21 protein-coding genes are annotated in these 21230 nt (G+C 56.1%); 16 read left to right on the top strand and 5 right to left on the bottom strand.

All coding sequences use genetic code 11. The annotated features are described in order from the left end of the window. The 11 genes from C5F52_RS02110 to C5F52_RS02060 all read left to right on the top strand — a co-directional run bounded on the left by C5F52_RS02110 (position 1) and on the right by C5F52_RS02060 (position 10233). Positions 1 to 1233: a DegT/DnrJ/EryC1/StrS aminotransferase family protein gene (locus tag C5F52_RS02110; RefSeq protein WP_104796667.1), complete on the top strand. Its 1233-nt coding sequence runs from the start codon at positions 1 to 3 to the stop codon at positions 1231 to 1233. Beyond that, a complete protein-coding gene (locus C5F52_RS02105; protein WP_104796666.1) occupies positions 1230 to 3155 on the top strand; it encodes a nucleoside-diphosphate sugar epimerase/dehydratase in 1926 nt (641 codons plus the stop codon). The genes C5F52_RS02110 and C5F52_RS02105 overlap by 4 nt, the downstream gene beginning before the upstream one ends. Next, on the top strand, positions 3152 to 4210 hold the full coding sequence (gene rfbB, locus C5F52_RS02100) for a dTDP-glucose 4,6-dehydratase (RefSeq protein WP_104796665.1): 1059 nt from the start codon (positions 3152 to 3154) through the stop codon (positions 4208 to 4210). The genes C5F52_RS02105 and rfbB overlap by 4 nt, the downstream gene beginning before the upstream one ends. Before the next feature lie 49 nt (positions 4211 to 4259). Then, positions 4260 to 4601, top strand: a complete 342-nt coding sequence (locus C5F52_RS02095; RefSeq protein ID WP_104796664.1) for a helix-turn-helix domain-containing protein — start codon at positions 4260 to 4262, stop codon at positions 4599 to 4601. Positions 4602 to 4728: 127 nt separating this feature from the next. Further along, on the top strand, positions 4729 to 5898 hold the full coding sequence (locus tag C5F52_RS02090) for a type II toxin-antitoxin system HipA family toxin (protein WP_236657688.1): 1170 nt from the start codon (positions 4729 to 4731) through the stop codon (positions 5896 to 5898). After that, positions 5895 to 6791 carry a dTDP-4-dehydrorhamnose reductase gene (gene rfbD, locus C5F52_RS02085; protein WP_104796662.1) on the top strand — a complete coding sequence of 299 codons (897 nt, stop codon included), beginning with the start codon at positions 5895 to 5897 and terminating at the stop codon, positions 6789 to 6791. Before C5F52_RS02090 ends, rfbD begins: the two co-directional genes overlap by 4 nt. A 15-nt stretch (positions 6792 to 6806) precedes the next feature. Then, entirely contained in the window at positions 6807 to 7682 is an 876-nt protein-coding gene (gene rfbA, locus C5F52_RS02080) for a glucose-1-phosphate thymidylyltransferase RfbA (RefSeq protein WP_104796661.1), read from the top strand. 4 nt (positions 7683 to 7686) lie between these two features. Then, a complete protein-coding gene (gene rfbC / locus C5F52_RS02075) occupies positions 7687 to 8235 on the top strand; it encodes a dTDP-4-dehydrorhamnose 3,5-epimerase (RefSeq protein ID WP_104796660.1) in 549 nt (182 codons plus the stop codon). Beyond that, entirely contained in the window at positions 8235 to 9458 is a 1224-nt protein-coding gene (locus C5F52_RS02070) for an O-antigen ligase (protein ID WP_104796659.1), read from the top strand. Before rfbC ends, C5F52_RS02070 begins: the two co-directional genes overlap by 1 nt. After that, positions 9448 to 9882, top strand: coding sequence for a hypothetical protein (locus C5F52_RS02065; RefSeq protein ID WP_146100017.1), 435 nt, complete (start codon positions 9448 to 9450; stop codon positions 9880 to 9882). Before C5F52_RS02070 ends, C5F52_RS02065 begins: the two co-directional genes overlap by 11 nt. A gap of 57 nt (positions 9883 to 9939) precedes the next feature. Continuing rightward, positions 9940 to 10233: a hypothetical protein gene (locus tag C5F52_RS02060; protein ID WP_146100016.1), complete on the top strand. Its 294-nt coding sequence runs from the start codon at positions 9940 to 9942 to the stop codon at positions 10231 to 10233. A 2-nt stretch (positions 10234 to 10235) separates the two neighbouring features. Here C5F52_RS02060 and C5F52_RS02055 read toward each other — a convergent pair whose 3' ends face one another. Beyond that, positions 10236 to 11453, bottom strand: a complete 1218-nt coding sequence (locus C5F52_RS02055; RefSeq protein ID WP_104796656.1) for a hypothetical protein — start codon at positions 11451 to 11453, stop codon at positions 10236 to 10238. Between the two features lie 2 nt (positions 11454 to 11455). Beyond that, positions 11456 to 12583, bottom strand: coding sequence for a glycosyltransferase (locus C5F52_RS02050; RefSeq protein WP_104796655.1), 1128 nt, complete (start codon positions 12581 to 12583; stop codon positions 11456 to 11458). Positions 12584 to 12705: 122 nt separating this feature from the next. Between C5F52_RS02050 and C5F52_RS02045 the strand changes: the two genes are divergently transcribed. Together C5F52_RS02045 and C5F52_RS02040 are read left to right on the top strand one after the other, a co-directional pair. Beyond that, on the top strand, positions 12706 to 13176 hold the full coding sequence (locus C5F52_RS02045) for an excisionase family DNA-binding protein (RefSeq protein WP_236657687.1): 471 nt from the start codon (positions 12706 to 12708) through the stop codon (positions 13174 to 13176). 12 nt (positions 13177 to 13188) lie between these two features. After that, on the top strand, positions 13189 to 13734 hold the full coding sequence (locus tag C5F52_RS02040) for a PIN domain-containing protein (protein ID WP_104796653.1): 546 nt from the start codon (positions 13189 to 13191) through the stop codon (positions 13732 to 13734). Positions 13735 to 13744: 10 nt separating this feature from the next. Here the strand turns inward: C5F52_RS02040 and C5F52_RS02035 are convergent, their stop codons facing one another. The 3 genes from C5F52_RS02035 to galE are packed head-to-tail and all read right to left on the bottom strand — an operon-like array spanning position 13745 to position 18658. Beyond that, positions 13745 to 14767, bottom strand: a complete 1023-nt coding sequence (locus C5F52_RS02035; protein WP_104796652.1) for a glycosyltransferase — start codon at positions 14765 to 14767, stop codon at positions 13745 to 13747. Positions 14768 to 14783: 16 nt separating this feature from the next. Further along, a complete protein-coding gene (locus C5F52_RS02030) occupies positions 14784 to 17639 on the bottom strand; it encodes a sugar transferase (protein WP_104796651.1) in 2856 nt (951 codons plus the stop codon). Further along, positions 17636 to 18658 (bottom strand): UDP-glucose 4-epimerase GalE, encoded by a 1023-nt coding sequence (galE, locus tag C5F52_RS02025; RefSeq protein WP_104796650.1) that lies wholly within the window; start codon positions 18656 to 18658, stop codon positions 17636 to 17638. Before galE ends, C5F52_RS02030 begins: the two co-directional genes overlap by 4 nt. Positions 18659 to 18796: 138 nt before the next feature. Between galE and C5F52_RS02020 the strand changes: the two genes are divergently transcribed. From C5F52_RS02020 to slmA, 3 genes are read left to right on the top strand one after another with little or no spacing between them, the layout of a single operon-like run. Continuing rightward, on the top strand, positions 18797 to 19654 hold the full coding sequence (locus C5F52_RS02020; protein ID WP_104796649.1) for a hypothetical protein: 858 nt from the start codon (positions 18797 to 18799) through the stop codon (positions 19652 to 19654). A gap of 35 nt (positions 19655 to 19689) precedes the next feature. Further along, complete coding sequence (argB, locus tag C5F52_RS02015; protein WP_369951839.1) at positions 19690 to 20562, top strand: acetylglutamate kinase; 873 nt, start codon at positions 19690 to 19692, stop codon at positions 20560 to 20562. Positions 20563 to 20577: 15 nt separating this feature from the next. Then, positions 20578 to 21213 carry a nucleoid occlusion factor SlmA gene (slmA, locus tag C5F52_RS02010; protein WP_104796648.1) on the top strand — a complete coding sequence of 212 codons (636 nt, stop codon included), beginning with the start codon at positions 20578 to 20580 and terminating at the stop codon, positions 21211 to 21213. Positions 21214 to 21230: the final 17 nt, after the last annotated feature.

The raw sequence follows: 21230 nt of genomic DNA, 5'->3' as shown, positions 1-21230 counted from the left end.
ATGTTGAACACTTCTTTGGCCCCATGGCCCAGTTTCACGTCTGAAGAAGCCGACGCAGTGGCCCGCGTGGTCTTGAGCAACAAGGTGAACTACTGGACAGGCACCGAATGCCGCGAGTTTGAACAAGAGTTTGCCGCTTGGTGCGGTGTGCCGCATGCGGTGGCGCTGGCCAACGGCACCTTGGCTTTGGACGTGGCTCTCAAAGCGTTGGGCGTTGGCCCCGGCGACGAGGTGGTGGTGACGCCGCGCACCTTCATCGCCAGCGTGTCGTGTGTGGTGAACGCGCGTGCCACCCCAGTGTTTGCCGATGTGGATGCCGAGACCGGCAACATCACCGCGCAAACCATTGCCGCCGTGCTGACGCCGCAAACCAAGGCGGTGATTTGTGTGCACTTGGCGGGTTGGCCTTGCGACATGGACCCGATCATGGCACTGGCCGAACAACACGGCTTGAAGGTGATTGAAGATTGCGCCCAGGCGCATGGCGCACGTTACAAGGGTCGTAGCGTGGGCAGCATCGGCCACGTGGGCGCCTGGAGCTTTTGTCAAGACAAGATCATGACCACGGGCGGCGAAGGCGGCATGGTCACCACCCACGACGAAGCCCTCTGGCGCGCCATGTGGAGTTTCAAAGACCACGGCAAGAGTTACGAAGCCGTGTACGAGCGACAGCACCCGCCGGGCTTTCGTTGGCTGCACGAAAGCTTTGGCACCAACTGGCGCATGCTGGAAATGCAGGCGGTGATTGGGCGCATCCAGCTGCGGCGCATGGCCGATTGGACCGTCAAGCGAAATGCCCACGCCACCACGGTGGCGGCGGCTTTGCGGCCGTTTGCGGGTGAAGGCGGTGTTATTCGTTTGCCGCGGTTGGGTTGCGCCTCCTGCTCTGGATCGCCGCGCTGCGCTCGCGATGACAAGAGTGGGTGCGTCCATGCGCAATACAAGTTTTACGCGTATGTGCGACCAGAACATTTGGCCCCGGGTTGGAGCCGCGACCGCATCATCGAAGCCATCAACGCACAAGGCGTGCCGTGCTACCAAGGCAGCTGCTCTGAGGTGTATTTGGAAAAGGCTTTTGATGGCACGGGCTGGCGGCCCCAAGATCGTTTGCCAATCGCCAAGGCGTTGGGCGAGACATCGCTGATGTTCTTGGTACATCCCACGTTGACAGAAGCTGACATGAACCGTGCGGTGAGCGCCATCACCAGCGTTTTGAAAGAGGCCAGCCGATGAACAAGTCTGCATGGGTCATCAGAACCTTGGCCTTGCCGCGCGTGGCCAAGCGCTTGGTGGCGATCAGTGTGGATGTGAGCTTGTGTGTGCTGACGGTGTGGCTGGCGTTTTATTTGCGTTTGGGCGAATGGGTGCCTATGCAGGGCCATGAGACATGGCAGCCCATGAACGCCGCGCTCTTGTCGGTGGCGGTGGCCTTGCCGATTTTCATCACCCAGGGCTTTTACCGGGCAATTTTTCGGTATTCGGGTTGGCCCGCGCTGATGACGGTGGCCAAGGCCATGCTGATGTACGGCGTGGTGTTTTTTACGGCGATCACCGCCTTTGGTTTGGCGGGTGTGCCGCGCACCCTAGGGCTGATTCAGCCCATGCTGCTGTTGTTGGCCGTGGGTTTGTCTCGGGCTTTGGCTCGGTATTGGTTGGGTGGGGCTTATCAAAACCGCTTGCGCTTGGCGGCCTTGCCCAAGGTCTTGGTGTATGGCGCGGGTGACGCGGGGCGTCAGCTGGTGCGCGCCATGACCAACAGCCAAGAAATGCGGGTGGTGGGCTTTTTGGACGACGACGACCGCTTACACGGCCACGTCCTGAACGGGCAACCCATTTACGCGCCGCAAGATTTGGGGCAATGGGTGGTGAACTTGGGCGTGACGCACGTGTTGCTGGCACTGCCCACCATCAGCCGCGCCCGGCGCAATGAAATTTTGAACACCTTGGCCCCTTTTAAGGTGGCGGTGCGCACCTTGCCCAGCTTGAACGATTTGGCGCAGGGCAAGGTGAACGTGTCTGACCTGCGCGAGCTGGACATCGACGACCTTTTGGGCCGCGAGCCGGTGCAACCCAATGGCTTGCTGCTCAACCTCAACACCCACGGCAAGTGTGTGGTGGTGACGGGCGCTGGCGGCAGCATCGGCAGTGAGCTGTGCCGGCAAATTGTGCGCACGAACCCGAAGCAACTGCTGTTGGTGGACATGAGCGAATTTGCGCTTTACCAAATTCACCAAGAGTTGTTGGCCGTGGCCGATGGGGTGGAACTGCTGCCGCTGCTGGCCTCGGTGTGCGACGAGGTGCGCATGCACGAGATCATGGACACCTGGAAGCCGCACACCGTCTACCACGCCGCGGCCTACAAGCACGTGCCCATGGTGGAGCACAACCCTGCCGAAGGTGTGCGCAACAATGTGTGGGGCACTTGGGTGTGCGCCGAAGCGGCGGCTCGCAACAGCGTGCGCAACTTCGTGCTGATCAGCACCGACAAGGCCGTGCGCCCCACTAACATCATGGGGGCAACTAAGCGTTTGGCCGAGATGGTGTTGCAAGCGCATGCCCAGTTGCAATCGCAAACTTGTTTTTCAATGGTTCGCTTTGGCAATGTGTTGGGTTCTAGTGGTTCTGTGGTCCCCCTGTTTCGTGAGCAGATTAAAAATGGTGGCCCCATCACGCTGACACATGCAGAGATAACTCGCTATTTCATGACCATTCCTGAGGCCGCACAGTTGGTTATTCAGGCAGGCGCTATGGGCACTGGGGGCGATGTGTTTGTGCTTGATATGGGAGAGCCAGTCAAGATCATCGATTTAGCGCGTCGCATGGTGGAGCTATCCGGACTCACTGTGCGCGATGTGCAGAACCCAGCCGGTGACATTGAGCTTGCTGTGACGGGCTTGAGGCCCGGAGAAAAACTGTTTGAAGAGTTATTGATTGGTGACAATCCAGAAAGTACGCCTCATCTGCGCATCATGAAAGCGCATGAGCAATTTTTGCCATGGACTGAGCTTAAAGCCGCACTTGATGAGTTGCGCCAAGCGATGCGTACCAATGACGTTCCAATGATTCGTCAATTGTTGCAACAGTTGGTGAATGGGTACCAAGCCAATGGTGATGTTGTGGATTGGGTTCACATAGAGCAAGCGAGACAAGCATGACAGTTTTTGTAACCGGCTGCGCCGGCTTCATCGGCAGCAATTTCGTCCATACATGGCTATCGTCGTCAGACGAAATGGTGGTTAACCTAGACAAACTAACCTATGCGGGCAATTTGGCCAATTTGGACGCTTTCAAAAGCGACCCGCGCCATATCTTTGTGCAGGGCGATATTGGCGACCGTGCTTTGGTATCTAAGCTGTTGACCGAGCACAAGCCCCGTGCTGTGCTGAACTTCGCCGCCGAAAGCCATGTAGACCGTTCCATCCACGGACCCGGTGATTTTATTGAAACCAACGTGGTGGGCACGTTCAACTTGCTAGAGAGCGTGCGCGCTTATTGGCAAGACCTGCCTGCGGCTGAGAAAGAAGCGTTCCGCTTTCTGCATGTGTCGACTGATGAGGTGTATGGCACGCTGCTGCCCACCGACCCGCCGTTTGCGGAAACCAAAAACTACGAGCCCAACAGCCCGTACTCAGCCAGCAAGGCCGCCAGCGACCACTTGGTGCGTGCATGGCATCACACCTATGGACTGCCCGTGTTGACGACTAATTGCAGCAACAACTATGGGCCGTATCACTTTCCAGAAAAGCTGATTCCCTTGGTGTTGCTCAACGCTTTGGCTGGCAAGCCATTGCCTATTTATGGCGATGGCCAGCAAGTGCGTGATTGGCTCTATGTAGAGGACCACTGCCGAGCCATTGCCCGTGTACTAGAAGCAGGCAAAGTAGGCGAGACCTACAACATTGGTGGCTGGAACGAAAAGCCAAACCTTGAAGTGGTGCACACCCTCTGCGCCGTGCTTGACGAGTTGCAACCCCGCGCAGATGGCAAACGATATGCCGAGCAAATAACCTACGTCAAAGATCGCCCCGGCCACGACCGCCGCTACGCCATTGACGCCCGCAAGATCGAGCGCGATTTAGGCTGGAAGCCGCAAGAAACCTTTGAGACCGGCATCCGCAAAACCGTGCAGTGGTACTTAGCCAACCAAGCATGGGTAGAAGGCGTGACCAGTGCGTATCGCCAATGGGTGGGTAAGCAGTACGGCGAGTAAATGATCGTTAAATCAAACTTAAAATAATTTATGGTACGATTTAACGATCATGAAAGTCACGCAAGCCGCAGTTTTATCCCCCGCTTTGTTGCTACAAGCCCAACACATGGGTAGCGCTTTAGCGCGTTTGCGCACTGCGCGGGGGGTGAGGCAAGTTGATGCAGCGCTGCGCGCAGGTATTTCGCGCAACACGGCTTATCGGCTAGAGCATGGTGACCCAGGCCTAGCTATGGGCCAAGTGCTGCGCTATCTTGATGCGATTGCACCAGGCACGACATTGCTGCAGTTGCTTTTTGAGTCAGACCCCGCGTTAGTGGCCCTTGCTTTGCGTGAGCAAACGCAGCGGGTGCGGGGTTTAAGCGCGGCAGACGTCGAGGCGCTAAATTTCTAAATACATGTCCGCAACAGCCGCGCAACTGATGACCTTTGCCCACTTGGGCGGAGTATGGGCGCCTTGTGGACAACTAACGCTGACAGAAGAAGGGCCAAGGTTGTTGGCTTCCAGTTTTGCCTATGGCATGAATTATCTGAAACGTCCTGGCGCGTTAGAGGTAGACCCTGTGGCTTTGAGCATTGCCGATAAGGCAGCTGTCACTGCCAAGCGCTTGTTGCCAGTGGCCGGGCTACCGTTTTTTGGTGGCATCCGCGATGCGGCACCCGATGCGTGGGGCCGTCGCGTGATAGAGGCCAAGCTCAAAGTACCCGCCAATAGCTTGCCCGAGTCGCAATATTTGTTGCACGCTGGCAGTGACCGAGTGGGGGCGCTAGACATACGCAACCACATCAGTGATGCGCCTACGGTAGGTGCAAGTGCATGGCATAGCTTGGCGCATTTAGTAGAGGCGGCTTCCCGTATTGATGAGGGGTTGCCAGTTCCCGCGCACTTAGATGCGATTTTTCAAGGTGGCTCAGCGTTGGGCGGCGCTAGGCCAAAGGCCTCGATTCGCGACGAGCAAGGTATTTTGTGGCTGGCCAAGTTTGCCAGTGCCTCTGACGCAATGGATGTGCCCACCATTGAGGCGGCCACTCTTTTGCTAGCGAAAGAGACGGGTCAGTGTGTGCCGCCAGTTCGCACGCAAAGTCTGTGCGACCGCAGCGTCATGCTGATTCAAAGGTTTGACCGATATTGGTCAGAGGTGGGCACGGAGTGCCGTATGGGTTTTGTGAGCGGGCTGACGATGCTTGGATGCGACGAGTCAGAGTCGCCCAACAAGTCGTATGCCGATTTGGCAGATGCCATTCGGCGCTATTGCCACCCCAGCGTGATTCGCCGTGACAACGAAGAGTTGTTTAGGCGCATGGTGTTCAACATCTTGGTGACCAACGATGACGATCATTTGCGCAACCACGGTTTTGTGTGGGACCCGCGCTTAAGTGGTTGGGCTCTGAGCCCTTTGTACGATGTGATGCCTAGGGCTGCAGTGGCTACCGAGCGTTATTTACATTTGGGTGTTGGGCCCCAAGGGCGTTTGGCTGATTTAGACAACGCGCTGGCAGCACACGCCAAGTTCACGTTGTCGCAGTCGAAAGCCTGCGAGATCATGTCGAACGTGTGGGCCGTGGTGCGTGAATGGCGGGTGTATTTTGACCAGTACGGCGTGGCCGAAGAACAGATGGACAAAGTTGCAACAGCTTTTAGGCATATCGACCATGTGTCGTCAGCCAAGCTTCGCAAGCTACTTTTATGAAAATACTTCTTTTAGGCAAAAACGGCCAAGTGGGCTGGGAACTTCAACGCAGCTTGGCCCCCTTGGGCGAGGTGTTGGCACTAGACCGCCATAGCACCGAATATTGCGGCGACTTGTCTAAGCCCGAACAACTGGCGCAAACGGTGTTGGCCTACAAGCCAGATTTCATCGTCAATGCTGCCGCGCACACAGCCGTAGACAAAGCTGAGTCAGAGCCTGAGCTGGCAAGGGTTTTAAATACTGAAGCGCCTGCAGCCTTGGCCAAAGCCGCTGCACAAGTGGGTGCATGGCTGGTGCATTACTCGACCGACTATGTGTTTGACGGCCGTGGCACACATGCCAGACAAGAGGGCGAGGGCACAGGCCCGCTAAGCGTGTACGGCCAAACCAAGCTTGATGGCGAAAAAGCCATTGTGGCCAGTGGGTGCAAGTATTTAATCTTCCGCACCAGCTGGGTGTATGCCGCACGTGGCGGCAATTTTGCCAAGACCATGCTGCGCTTGGCGCAAGAGCGCGAAAAGCTGACCGTCATTAACGACCAACACGGCGCACCCACAGGCGCAGACTTGATTGCCGATGTCACGGCCCACGCTATACGGCGATTACTGAACACACAAAACATTTCATTCAGCGGGGTGTATCACCTTGTGGCTGCAGGTGAAACCACATGGCACGGCTATGCCAGCCATGTGATTGAGAAGGCCAAAGCCATCAAGCCCGAACTTGGCTGGACGGTGGCTGACATTGCCCCCGTGCCTACCAGCGCTTTCTCTACAGCAGCGGTGCGCCCACTGAACTCGCGCCTGTGCACGGCTAAACTTCAGCAGGCGTTTGGGCTGGTACTCCCGCCTTGGCAGCAGGGCGTAGACCGCATGTTGGCCGAAATACTCTAAACAAGAAGAACAGATATGACCAAACAACGCAAAGGCATCATCCTCGCGGGCGGCTCTGGCACCCGCTTGTACCCAGTCACACAAGCCGTTAGCAAACAGCTAATGCCTGTGTATGACAAGCCCATGATTTACTACCCCCTCACCACGCTGATGCTGAGTGGTATTCGTGAGGTGCTGATCATCTCCACCCCACAAGATACGCCCCGTTTCGCTGAGCTGCTGGGTGACGGCAGTCAGTGGGGCATGCACATTGAATACGCGGTGCAGCCAAGCCCCGATGGTTTGGCGCAGGCTTTCATCATTGGTAAAAACTTTGTGGCAGACCACCCCAGCGCTTTGGTGCTGGGCGACAACATTTTTTACGGCCACGATTTGGTCAAGCAGCTGCACAGTGCCGACGCACGCACCAGCGGTGCCAGTGTGTTTGCCTACCATGTGCATGACCCCGAGCGTTATGGCGTGGTGGAGTTTGATGAGCAGTTCCGTGCCTTGAGCATCGAAGAAAAACCCGCCAAGCCTAAGAGCAACTATGCAGTAACTGGTTTGTATTTTTATGACGAACAGGTGTGCGACATTGCAGCAGCTGTGAAGCCATCGCACCGCGGTGAGCTAGAAATTACCGATGTGAACAAGCGCTACCTAGAGTTGGGCCAGTTGAATGTAGAAATCATGGGCCGTGGTTATGCGTGGCTAGACACGGGTACGCATGACAGCTTGTTGGAGGCCGCCAGCTTTATTGGCACGCTGCAAAAACGCCAAGGCTTGATGGTGGCTTGCCCCGAAGAAATTGCGTTTAACCAAAAGTGGATTGATGAGGTTGCCATTCAAAAGCTCGCTGCGCCATTGGCTAAGAACGGTTACGGCCAGTACCTGTTGGGTTTGTTAAAGTAAGTCTATGCCTTACCACGTGATGCAAACGCCCCTAGCGGGCGTTTTAGTTTTAGAGCCCAAGGTGTTTGGTGATGGACGCGGTTTCTTTTTTGAAAGCTTTAACCAGCGCGACTTCAACAAAGCTACGGGGCTGAGTGAAACCTTCTTGCAAGACAACCACAGCAAGTCAACCAAAGGCGTGCTGCGTGGCATGCACTACCAAGTGCAGCATGCACAAGGCAAGCTGGTCCGCGTCACGCAAGGTGCAGTGTTTGATGTCGCGTTAGACATTCGAAAAGGCTCTTCCACGTATGGCCAATGGTTTGGGTTAGAACTATCAGCCGAAAACAAAAAGCAGCTTTGGATACCCGCAGGCTTGGCGCATGGCTTTTTGGTGACAAGTGAGAGTGCTGAGTTTTTGTACAAAACAACGGATTATTACCACCCAGAGTTTGAGCGTAGTTTGCTTTGGAGTGATCCTGCGATTGGCATTGAATGGCCGCTACATTTACTGGATGCGCCGCCGCTCTTAGCGGCTAAAGATGCAAGTGCATCCGTATTACACAAGGACTGATGCTTTTGTTAAGTAACCTGTATTCAATAGTTGTTTTTCTGGTTGGCGCAGTGGCCTTGGTGATACCGCGCGGATATTCGCTGGGATTTTTCTTGGCGTGTGTGCTGGGCTTGCTGCTGTGGCTACGTCAACGAGAAAGCCTCATTGACAACACAAACAAATGGCTCATCTGGCCGTGTTTGGCTTATGCCGTGGGGCACATGGCAATTGGCTTGGTTCACTTAATGGCATGGCGCACGATAGACCCTTATTTGCCTTTTGTCTTGTTGGTGCTGGGTGTTTGGGGCATTCGCAAATACAAACCTAACGCGTTGTTTTTTTGGGGTGGATTGGCCGTTGGCGCAATAGGGGCTGCATGCCTAGCTGGCTACCAAGCCCTTGTACTGGGTGCACGTGCAGACGGGTTTAACCACGCCATTCAGTTTGGGAATGCTGCATTATTGATGGGCGTGTTGTGCTTGGTCTACCTACTGACTGTACGCATTAGTAAGTGGATGGACGCACTGATGCTGGTTGGTTTTGGCTCTGGTTTAGCCGCATCGGTATGGAGCCAAACCCGTGGAGGATGGCTGGCTGTGTTGTTAATTTTGGCGTGGATGTTGCTGAATGCGACTCAAGGTTGGAGCCGCGCAAAACGTGTGGCGGTGGGTACTGTTTTGCTGGTTGTGCTGGCTATCCCCGCGATGCAGCCAAACGGTATTGTGCAAAACCGAGTGATGACGGCGATGCATGAGATTAAAAGTTATTGGTTATCCAATGTGCAGGCCTCGTCGGTAGGATCTCGCTTGGCTATGTGGTCGATTGCCTCGAAGGATATCGCCAAGTCCCCATGGATCGGGGAAGGTACTGAGGGCTGGAGGCGTAATCGCGATGCAGCTATTCACTCCGGGCAGCTAGATCCTTTTGTGAAAGACTTCAGTCATTTACATAATGAGTTTTTAGATGTGGCCTACAAGACAGGGCTGATCGGGTTAATGCTGCTGCTTGCGTTGTACTGGCTGCCTTTGTTTATGTTTTTTAAACCCTATTTGCATGGTTATGGCGCCAACGTCAAAGCTCTGGCGATGGGCGGAATGGTGCTACCGATGATGTACATGGACTTTGGGTTAACTCAAACGTTTTTGGGTCACAACTCTGGGCGCATGGTGTTTGTGAGTTTGCTCATGTGTTTGGGAGCTCTTGTGCTAAATGCTGCAGAGAATGGAGAAGCAGATGGGCACTAGATTCATTTTTATTGAATACGGCAATAAGGATATTTACTTCAAGGAGCTTAAATATTCTTTGATGACGTTGAAAAGCCTCCATGATCTGACTGCCGATGATGTTTATGTGTACACCGAACGCGTCGATCGATACAAAAATTTACCAATAACGCCTGTCTCCATTAAAGATGATGTTGCGTCGTATTCTTTAGGTGGAAGCTATCATTTTCGAATCAAGCCTATGGTGATTCGTAGAGCTTTGCAAGAATTGCCTGTCTCAAACAACTTGTTTTTTGTGGACACGGATACTTATATTAAAAGTTCGTTAAGCCAACGGATCTCTGAGATCAAGCCAGACGTTGTGTTGATGAATGAGTTTGAAAAAACGAACCCCTACGCTGGTTCGGTTTTAAATAATCTACTGCTGCCATCTGGTTTGATGTAGTCATACAGCCCGAATCTATCGCATATGTTTAATTCGGGTGTATTAGGGGTGTCTGGTGTGCATGAGCCGATCTTTGCTGATGCGGTAGCCATCGTTGATGGCATGCTAGACGCTGGATTTAAGGCGCATACGATTGAGCAATGCGCGGTATCCGAAGCGTTTCGAATTCATGGTGTGCGAATTCATGAAGTTAAAAAAGAAGTCATGCACTACTGGAGAGGTACGGATAAGAAGTACATGCACAACCAGTTAGACCGTCATTTTTCGGCTAGGTCGAGTGATCGCGCGCTTCCTTTTTTTAAAATTTCGCACAATTGGTTTTTAGCTAGATGGCACAAACTGTTAAGTTGATGCTATTTCAATCGAGCCATCCAAACCGTCAGCCCCAATAACCCTAAGCCACTAACCAACCCAAACGCAGCCATGTGCTGCGTCGCGTCAATGGGCTGCGCCAAACCCGTCGGTACCAGCAACACTACCGACTGCAGTACGCCAAGTACTATGCACGCCCACGAATACGAATTGGCAGATTGCGTTTGAAAAGGCCTATGGCTAAACGCGGCAGACAAGCACGCACTGCCTTGCCACAACACCAGCGGCGCAATGTAGGGCCACACACCTCTCCAGCGCGGGTCTAGCCATTCTTGGTAAAGCGCGACAGCGCATGACAAGCCCAACACAATGACGCCTGCGAATGCTGCCAGGCCAAGCCACCAAGGGCTAGCCATGGCGGAGATGCGGCTGTCGGTGTGTTGACCTTTGGCCAAGGCCACTTGCGCCCAAGCCATGTGTACCACCGCAGGCAAGAAGCCAAGCACGCGCAGCAGGGCACTCATCCAGCCGGTTTCTTCCGCGCCATACATGCGTTGCCATACCACGATGATGGCGGTGGCCAGTAGGGCGTCTATCAGTGTGTGGGCCATGCGCAGGGTGGCGCTGCGTGGGTCAGACTGATTCGGGTTTGTGGCGGATGTGACTCTGCTTATGTTTTCTAAACGTGTGCGCAATGCTGGCACCAGCCAAGCAGCACCTACCGCATAGCCCAGCAGCGCCGACACAACCAAGGTAGGGCCGCTCCAGCCAACAGATGCCCCCACGAGTGCTGCCGTGAGTGCCGTAGCTGCCGCAGTCACAGGCGGCAGCACACGCACAGCCGCTTGCTGCCAAGCAGATCCCTCGCGCAGGGTAAAGCTTTGCGCCAACATCCAACCCATTTGGCAAAACGCCAGCAGCAGAGCCCACAGCAAAGCAGGCCATATGTTGAGCTGGCTGAACCACACGGCTAAAGCGGCTACGGGTAGCAAGCCCAATCCACGCAAAGCGCTGGCGCGCCAAGCGTGTTGTGCCGCGATGTGGGCTGGCAAATATTGATTGGCCAACATGCCCAATGGCGCTTGGGCTAAAGCGAGCGTCATCCAGAAAAAACCAATTTGGCTGATGACCGAAAACTCGCCCACTTCTTGCGGCGTGAACAAGCGCAGCATGAGTAGCGCAAACACTATTTGCGTCGCAAATGCGATGGCGCTCGACAGAGCCACAACGCGGCTGGTGCTGCTGAAACGCTTAAACATACTCAACGCTTACTGCCTTGCTGTTCTGCGATGGCCTGGGCAAGTGCGTGTGCATTTGCATAGGGGGCCGCCACCTCGGGCACGATATGCAGATGTTTCCAAATCGCTAACTTGCCAAGCAAATTAGGCCACGCGAGTTCGCGCACATCAGGCACTACGTATGGGTAAGCATCTAGCGCTTCACCAAAGCTGAATTGCCAGCTGCTTGGGTCATCACGCAGCACATGAAAGTTGCCTTGGTAGTGCGCTGCAAAGTAGCGCACCCACGCGTAGTCGTTGCTCACCACGGGCAGGCCTACGGCGCAGTACTCCAGCAGCTTGGTGGAGGTTTGTTGGTTGTAGGGCTCGATGTTGCTAACTAGGTTTAAGCCAAAGCGTGCGCGGCGCAGTTGGTGTGGCACATCGGCATGCGGCACGCGGCCTGTGCATGTCACGCTGGCGGGCAGCTGTGTGCGCAGCGCATCAGGCACATCACCCACCAGTAGCAACGTGCGGCCTGCGTCGTGAATGCTTTGCAGCAGCGGCACAAAGGGCAGCAGGCGGTTCATCTCACCCAAGTAGACCAAGTCAAATTCATTGGGCGGTATGCGTGTCTGAGCGTCGTCTTCGTAAGAGGCTTCAGGCAACGATGGCGCTGCCGCATCGAAGAAGACTTGTGCCACGCCCATGTCGCGCAATGCGTAAGGCACGCCGTCGTCAAAGCCCATGCGCTCACGCACCCAGCCGTTTTGGAAAAAACGGTAGTCTGGCTTCGGTTGCGTCCAGTGTTTGATGAAGTCTTTCAGCCACGCTTTGGGCGGGGCTGAGGTGGACGCGTATTCGTGGATATGAAAAGAGTTTTTTAAGCGCCGCGCCTCAGCGCTGGGCACGCGCCCGCACATCCACCACACCACTTGCGCGTTGAGTGGCACAGTAGCCCCCGTGTCGTGCACCAAGGCTTGGTGGCCGTGCGAGGTGATGAAGTCCATGTACGCATCAATCTCGGGCAGGTAGGCTGGACCGCTGCGTACGAAGTGGATGCAGACGGTGGGTTTGGTAGTAGGCGAGGTTGCCTTGTGAATAACGGCATTTTGGAAAAATGCTTCGGTTAATTCGGGCGCGTCATCAGGGGCGATCCATGTGTCGGTCATAAAAATATTTGGCGATCGCTTATTTCACTTGTTGCATTTATTGCGCTTATGAGTTTACAGTAGTGGCGTACCTACGCAAATTATGAAACACAGTTAAACAGCCATCACTACAAGAGAGCACCATGAGTACAACCATTGACAGGGACAGGCTTGTCCCACCCCCACTCAACGATCGCGAAACAGAAATGGTAAGGATCGCAGAACGAATGATTATGGCTTGTCTAGACCACTCACGCGCGGCCACCATCACGATAGAGAGTGATGACGGTTCGAGTCCAAGTGTCCAAGTTCCTCCGCAAGTTTTGCGAGTTCTGGGCCAAACGTTAGGACTGATGGCCCGTCACCAACCCATCATGCTTGTGCCAGAAAAGCAGGAGCTCAGTACGGTTGAGGCCGCCAATTATTTGAATGTTTCGCGGCCATTTCTTATCAAAGAAATCGAAGCGGGACGACTGGTGCATCGCATGGTTGGCACGCATCGCCGTGTCAAGTTTTCAGACTTGATGGATTACGCGAAAGCCATGCGCGCGAAACAGCAAGAGGCTCTTGATAAGAAAGCTGCAAACGCACGCGAACTCGGTCTTGAATATTGATAAGTAGCAACTATGGCCGGAAACAACCGTTACACCGTATTGTTAGATGCAAACGTTCTTTACTCGGTTGCCATTTCCGATGCCTTGATGGAAGTCGCTGCTACTGGCATATATGCGGCAAAGTGGTCTAGGCAGGTTGACGAAGAGTGGGTAAGAAATATTGCTAAAAATAAAGGCAGACCTGAAATCGACTTCCATACAAGACGCGACTTAATGCATGACGTATGCCCAGATTGGGAAGCTCCAGAAGAAGCTTGGATGCTCATTGAGCCAAGCCTTAAGCTGCCAGATGTGAACGATCGGCATGTTTTAGCAGCGGCCATTGCTGGACATGCAGACTCTATCGTGACGATTAATATCAAGGACTTTCCAGCCTCTGAATTGAATCCGCTTGGAATTACGGCTTTGCATCCAGACGAGTTTTTGTTACAGCAACTAGAACTCGAGCCTTTGGTTGTGTTGCCTGCATTTACGCCAGAAAAGTTCGCAGATGTATTAGAGCGCAATGGCTTAATTCAAACAGCAGCATTTTTGCGGCAAGCGCTTCAATTAATCTAGATTTAGATTCCTATCGGTGCATTTGGGTGCGAAGCAACTTTTGCCAATTGCCAACAAACCCATCGATATGATGCCGCGCCACGATGCGGGCCATGTCGTCACGCACTTGTTGCTCGGGCAGGCTCAGCACGGTCATCACGGCTTCGGCCAAAGACACCGGAGCATCGCCACGCGCCAACAAATAAGGTGCATCAAGGTCATACAGCTCGCGCATGGCGGGGATGGGCAGCGATACGCAGGGCACGCCGCAGGCGAGCGACTCTAGCGCGGTCATGGGGCAGCCCTCGTAACGCGAGGTGAGCAGCGTCATTTGCCACGGCTTGTACAGGCTCGCGCCGCTGGGGTGTTTGCCCAAAAAATGTACGCGGCCTTGGTACATCAAGTCCATGCCATCGTGAATCATCTTGCGGTGCATGGGGCCTTCGCCCACGATGCCAAGCTGCGCTTCTTCGGGCAAATAGCGCATGGTGTCTAGCAGCAAGTGCGGGCGCTTCTCGGCAGACAAGCGGCCCACGTAGCCCAGCAGCAAAGGCGGAATGCCTTCACCACCGCGGCCTGCATGCACATGGATGGCTTGGCCTTTGGCCATGGGCGCGATTCCGTTGGGTACGACGGTGCAGCGTTGTTGCTTGCCCAATGTAATGAAGCTGAGCAGCGAGTCTTGCGTGGTGCGCGATACGCACACAAACTGGCTGACTTGTTTGTAGAGCAATCGCAGCCAAAGTTTCTTGAGTGCCGATGTGCCGGCTTCGTGCAGTACATCCATGAGAGGGCCATGCACCCAGCTGACCAACGGTTTGCCCGTGATGGCTTTGAGCGCTGCGCCGCAGTAGGTGGGGCCAAAGTTGTGTGTGGCGATGATCACATCGTGTTGCTTAGCCGCGCTAACCAATGCGGGCCATTGCGTTTGTTGCCAAGGTAGAGCGGTGACTTGCCAGCCTTGTGCGCTGAGCGCATCGGCCAAGGTGCGCGTCATGGTGTGCACGCCGCCCCATGAGGGCTCTTCTAGCAACAGGATGCGGCGGGTGCTCATGCGTTCTCTAGGCAGTTCAGCGTGCGCCAAAACCTGTGCACACGGTTTTCACTGTTTTGGCTGCAATGAGCAAATCCAGTGCAAGCGAGTAGTGCGCCACGTAATACAAGTCGTAGCTGAGCTTGATGCGCGTGGAGTCGGCACTGTCGGCATAGCCTTGTTGCACTTGAGCCCAGCCAGTCAAGCCCGGGCGCACGAGGTGGCGGTAGGGGTAGCTGGGGATGGTGGCGGCAAAGTCGCGCACAAAAGCGGTTTGTTCAGGGCGTGGGCCAATGAGGCTCATGTGACCCATGAGCACGTTAAAAAGCTGTGGCAGTTCGTCTAAACGGCTGCGGCGCAACAGGCGGCCTACGCGTGTGATGCGTGGGTCTTCGGCTTGCGCAAAGTGCACGCCGGGTGCTTGCAAGCCGTGCACCATGCTGCGGAATTTCCACAGCGTGAACACATGGCCATCACGGCCCACGCGGGGTTGCGAATAGAGGGCTGGCCCTTTGGAATCCAAACGCACAGCCAGCGCCACACATGCGGCGAGGGGCAGCCACAAGGGCGCGAATGCAATGACGGTGATCACATCCAATAAACGTTTGGCGCGGTCGTAGCTCGGGTCGTTGTCGATTTCCCAGAGCGAGTCAGCGGCGGTGGGCAGCATCTTGCGGCCGCTGGTGAGTTCGGCTACGGCTTCGACGCTGTACAGGCGCAGGTGTTGCATCTTGAGTTCGCCCAACAAACGCGTGCGCTCGTCGGTGCTGCGCACATGGCGGTCGAGCATCACGCCGTCGCAGGCGGGCAGCGGTGAGTCGCTGTTGGGGTTCCAAGCGATGAGTTGCAAGGCTTGTGGGTCTAGCGTGTTGGGGCTCAGGCACGCGGCCAGTTGGGCGGGCACGTTGGCGTCGAGGTGCACCAAACGCAAGGCGCGGTGTTTGACATGGCGGCGGTAGCCCCACCACAGCCACAGCGTGGTGGCTGCATAAGCCCACACCACGGCTGCGCGTGAGTAGGGCTGCTGCAACAGTGCAAAGCCCAAGGGTGTGAACAAAAACGGCGCGGTGGTCGATACCCACAACACACCACTTCGCTCGGCGACGGGCAAGTTGGAGGCGCGCATGAGCAAGTGCGTGGCGATGGCGTAGGGCAGCACGCACCACCAGAGTGTTTCGCCAAACTGGTAGGTCATGACGCCGGCGTCTTCGAACAATTGCGCAGCCATCAGGCTTGGCAGCAACATCCACATGCCCCACAAGGCCCAGCGTTGCAGGGCATCGCGGCGGCGCACCGATGCAGACACGAGGCCTGCGCTGTTGTGCGTGCTGGTGTTTGCGTCATCTTGAGCAAGTGTTTTTGTTTCGCTGGCTTCTTGCGTGCACTGGCGGTACACCTGCAGCACGCGCTCGGCCATGGGCTCGGCAGCAAAAGCGCTCTCGAAGGTTTGCTGTGCGGCTCGGCCCAAGCGTTTGCGCAAGTGCGGGTCGCGTACCAGTTGCAACAGTTTTTCTGCCACAGCATCAGGCGTGTTGGCGGTGAGTACGCCGTCTTGGTAGGGGATGATTTGCTCGCGAATGCCGGGCAGGCTGCTGGCCAGCACACACAGGCCCGCACGCATGGCTTCGAGCACGGTGATGGGCATGCCTTCGTGGTCGGACAGCAGCACAAACACTTCGTGCTGCGAGAGCAGTTCGCTCACGTGGCTCACGTCGCCCGTCCAAGTGATGTTTTTGAGGTTGAGCGTTTTGGCCTCAGCACGCAGTTCAGCGCTGAGTGGGCCATCGCCCGCCAAGGTGACGGGCAGCTCAAAGCCCAAGGTGTTGCGCACTTTGGCCAATGCTTGCAGCAGCAAATCGTGGCGCTTCGGGCTTTTCATGCGCGCCACCATGATGAGGCGTGGCGTGCTGGCGGCTTGTTGTGCTGGCTGTTTGGTTTCGTCGCTTGATTCGGTTGAACCGTCCGTGCCTGCCATTTCGAGTTTGGGCAAGCGTGCAATGCCGTTGGGGATGACGTGCACGCGTTCGTGCTCAATGGCAAGGTCGTAAGCTAAATCACGTTCGTACTTGGACACACAAATCATCTGTGTGGTCCATCGCGCCATCATGCGTTCTGCCAATGCTGCGGCAGTGCGTCGCACCAGCGGCACTTCGGGTTTGAAGCCAAAGCCATGCACGGTGTACACAGCAGGCACTTGTGCGCGATGCGCAGCCACGCGTGCCACCAAGCCGCCAATGGCGCTGTGGCCATGCACGAGGTCGGGTTTGCGTGTGTGGATGAGTTCGGTTAGCTGCTGCAACGCAGGCCAAAGCTTGAGTGGGTTGAGCGACTCCAACATGTCGGGCATAGGGCACACGGTGATGCCCAATGCGTTGAGTTCGCGGCCCAGCACAGAATCTTCTACAGGCCCGCCAATGACTACGGTGAAGTGCACACGCGTTTGCAAGGCTTGGCACAAGTCGCGGACATGCGACTGAGCGCCACCCGCTTCGCCGCGTGTGATGACGATCATCACATGCGGTACTTGGGCGCCGGCTTGCAAGGCCGCTGGGTCTAGTTTGGCCCATGGGCTGTTGCGGCGGCGTTGGGGTTCGACGAGGCCAGCTAGGTGCAGCGTTTTTTCGACGTTCACGCCGTGGTCGACTACGACCTCCACCGTCGATGTTTGAGTTACCTCGCTGGTTGTGTCCGACGCAGTTTCGTGAGCAACGGTTTGCGCTGTGGGACTTGGCGTTACTTCACCCGTATTGGCATTCGGCACTTCTTTTGGCTCTGCAGCCTTGCGCTTAGCGCGCAGCTTCTTTGCAGGGGCCGCAGGCGGCAATGATGCTGGGTCAAAAGCAGGCGGGAAGTCGTCAAACAGGGACAGCGTGCCGTCGTCTTGGTTTTTCATAGGGGGGTGTCAAAACCTTGTGGGTTCATGGATTGCCAGCGCCATGCGTCGGCGCACATGCGGTCTAGGTCAAGCAAGGTTTCCCAATTCAACAAGGCTTTGGCCTGACGTGGATCGGCCAAGCACTGGGCCACATCGCCAGGACGACGCGGCACCACTTGGTGGGGGATGGGCACGCCGTTGACGCGTGCAAAGGTGTCGACCATGTCTTGCACGCTCACGCCGCGGCCTGTGCCGAGGTTGACGGTGAGGAGTTTTGGCTCGTTCAAAGCACGCAGCGCAGCCAAGTGGCCTGCGGCCAGATCGCTCACGTGCAGGTAGTCGCGCACGCCTGTGCCGTCGGGCGTGTCGTAGTCGTTGCCAAAAATTTGCAAGTGCTCGCGCTGACCCAAGGCCACTTGCGTGATGTAGGGCATGAGGTTGTTGGGAATACCGTTAGGGGCTTCGCCCAGCAAGCCGCTTTCGTGCGCGCCCACAGGGTTGAAGTAGCGCAGGATGGCAATGTTCCAGCGTGGGTCAGCCGCGTGCAGCTCGCGCAGCGCGTCTTCGCACATCAGCTTGGTGCGGCCATAGGGGTTGGTGGCGGTGAGGGCAGCGGTTTCGGGGATGGGCACGCTCACGGGATCGCCATATACAGTGGCTGACGAGCTAAACACAATGCGGCGAACGTTGGCGCGGTCCATGGCCTGCAGCAAGTTGATGGTTCCGCTGACGTTGTTTTCTAGGTAGCGCAGGGGCTGGGCCACCGACTCACCCACAGCCTTGAGGCCCGCAAAGTGAATGACGCCTGCAAAGTTGTAGCGGGCAAATAGGGCATCTAAGGCTGCAGAGTCGCGGATGTCGGCTTGCACAAACTCAATGGGGCTGGCGCCAAGCTTGGCCAAACGGTCCAGCACTTTGGGGCTGGAGTTGCACAAATTGTCCAAAATGACCACCGGCTGGCCGGCTTCAGCAAGTGTGACGACGGTGTGCGAACCAATGAAGCCCGTGCCGCCTGTGATCAAAATGGGTTGTGTCATGCTGTGAAAAATTTATAGGTTTTGATGATTATCCCCTGCGAACATGCGGTCTGCGGCCTAAAATAAATCCAGCTTGCCAGTGCGCACAGTTAGTGCTCTGGTGGCTGATTTCTATCTTTTTACCTTTTTAGTACTTTCATGAAACGCACACATTCCTCTCACGCTGCAGCGCACGCTGGCGCTGAATCTTGCATTGCCCTCATCGACGCCCGTTTTTTGGCATGGCTGCAAGGCCAAACCGACACCGCACAAGACCATGTGCGCCCGCAACTGCACCAGTTGCTGAGCAACGCGCTGGCGCACAACAACCTCGATCTAAACGTACGCCGCATTTATTGGTACAGCGACTCATCTGACGATCAAGCCATTGGTGGCCAAGTGAGCCGCGCTGTGTTGCCACACAGCCAAGATGGTGGTTTGTCCATGTTGCGCACCTTGGGTGCTGACCTGAAACGTTTGGCCGAGCGCGGCGCGTGCGACCACCTGTTGGTGGGCAGCGATGACGAGCGTTTGATCAGCCTGATTGACGAAGCTCAGTTGCACGGCGTATCTGTTCACTTGTTGGCCGACGAAGCCTCGCGCAATATGACGCAGCTCAACCGCGAAGACCCAGGTTGGGCGCGCTTGTTGTCGCAAGCCGACCAGCGCGTGGTGTTGGGCGCACAAGCATCACGCGATGGTGGCTCACGCCACGCGAGCTCAATGCACGCAGTGCCTCAGGTCGACCCTGAGCAGTTGCGCGAACAACTCAATACCGTCATCAACACCTGGTGGGCCGATGAGCCCGAAGACTTGCGTGAAGAGCTGCGCGAAGAGTTGCAAAACACACGCGGCATTCCACAAGAGGTGGACCGCCAGTTGTTGTTGGGCGTGCGTCGCGTGTTGGAGCGTGCGCTGAGCTTCCAAGAGAAAAAACTCTTGCGCGAAATGGTGCGTGAACTGGTGTTGGGCCCACAAGCTGCAGCCGCTGCACCTGCGGTTGACCACGCTGAATAACCACGTTGACCAAACCCATCACGGAGTTACACACCATGAGCGATTTTTCTCCTGCCGACATCTTGGCCCAGGCGCTGCCCTACATCCGCAAGTTCCACGGCAAAACCTTGGTCATCAAATACGGCGGTAACGCCATGACCGACCCTGCGCTGCAAAAAGCATTTGCCGAAGACGTGGTGTTGCTCAAGCTCGTGGGCATGAACCCCGTGGTGGTCCACGGTGGTGGCCCGCAAATTGAAGGCTTGCTGCAACGCTTAGGGAAAAAGGGCGAGTTCATCGAAGGCATGCGCGTGACCGACGCCGAAACCATGGAAGTGGTGGAGTGGGTGCTGGGCGGCGAAGTGCAACAAGACATCGTGGGCCTGATCAACCAAGCCGGCGGCAAAGCCGTGGGCTTGACGGGCCGCGATGGCGCGATGATTCGCGCCAAGAAACTGACCGTTCACGACAGCAAAGACCCTAGCAAAACCTACGACGTGGGCCAAGTGGGCGACATCGTCAGCATCGACCCCAGCGTGGTGAAAGCCTTGCAAGACGACGCCTTCATCCCCGTGGTGAGCCCCATTGGTTTTGGCGAACACAACGAGAGCTACAACATCAACGCCGACGTGGTGGCTGCCAAGTTGGCTACGGTGCTCAGCGCCGAAAAACTGTTGATGCTCACCAACATCCGAGGTGTGCTGGACAAGCAAGGCGAGTTGATGACCGAGCTCACACCGCGCCGCATTGAAGAGTTGATCACTGATGGCACGATCAGCGGCGGCATGATTCCAAAGATTGCTGGCGCACTGGATGCCGCCAACAGTGGTGTGAAAGCGGTGCACATCATCGATGGCCGTGTGCCCCACGCCATGCTGCTGGAGGTGTTGACCGAACAAGCCTTTGGCACCATGATTCGCTCGCACTAACTTCTCTTCTAAGCCATGTCTGACAACGCCTTGCCCGACGAAGAAGCACCTACCCGTGATGAACCCAAGGTGCGTCAACGCATGAAGCCTGGCCAACGGCGTGAGCAAATTTTGCAAACGCTGGCGGGCATGCTGGAGCAACCAGGCACTGAGCGCATCACCACCGCGCTCTTGGCTTCAAAGTTGGATGTGAGCGAGGCGGCGCTGTACCGCCACTTCGCCAGCAAGGCTCAGATGTTTGAAGGCTTGATTGATTTCATCGAGCACAGCCTGTTCAGCCTGATCAACCAAATTACCGAGCGCGAAGGCGACGGCGCTCAAAAAGCCGCACGTATGGTGACGGTGCTGTTGCAGTTTGGTGAGAAAAACCCAGGCATGGCCCGCGTGATGGTGGGTGACGCCTTGGTGTTTGAAAACGAGCGTTTGCACCAACGCATGAACCAATTGTTCGAACGCATCGAATCGGCTTTGCGCCAAGTGCTGCGTGTAGCGGCTGAGGCCAATAAATCTGCATCCCCCACCGCTGACGCGCAAGTGCGTGCTGCGGCGCTGGTGGCGTTTGCCTTGGGGCAGTTGCAGCGTTTTGCGCGTTCGGGCTTTAAGCGCTCGCCGCTGGACCACTTGGAAGCGTCGCTTGCACTGATGTGTTGATGATGTTTATACTTGTG

The sequence above is a fragment of the Limnohabitans sp. TS-CS-82 genome (genome assembly GCF_002943475.1).
The sequence above is the reverse complement of the archived record's forward strand: the minus strand, read 5'-3'. Positions and strand labels throughout refer to the sequence as shown.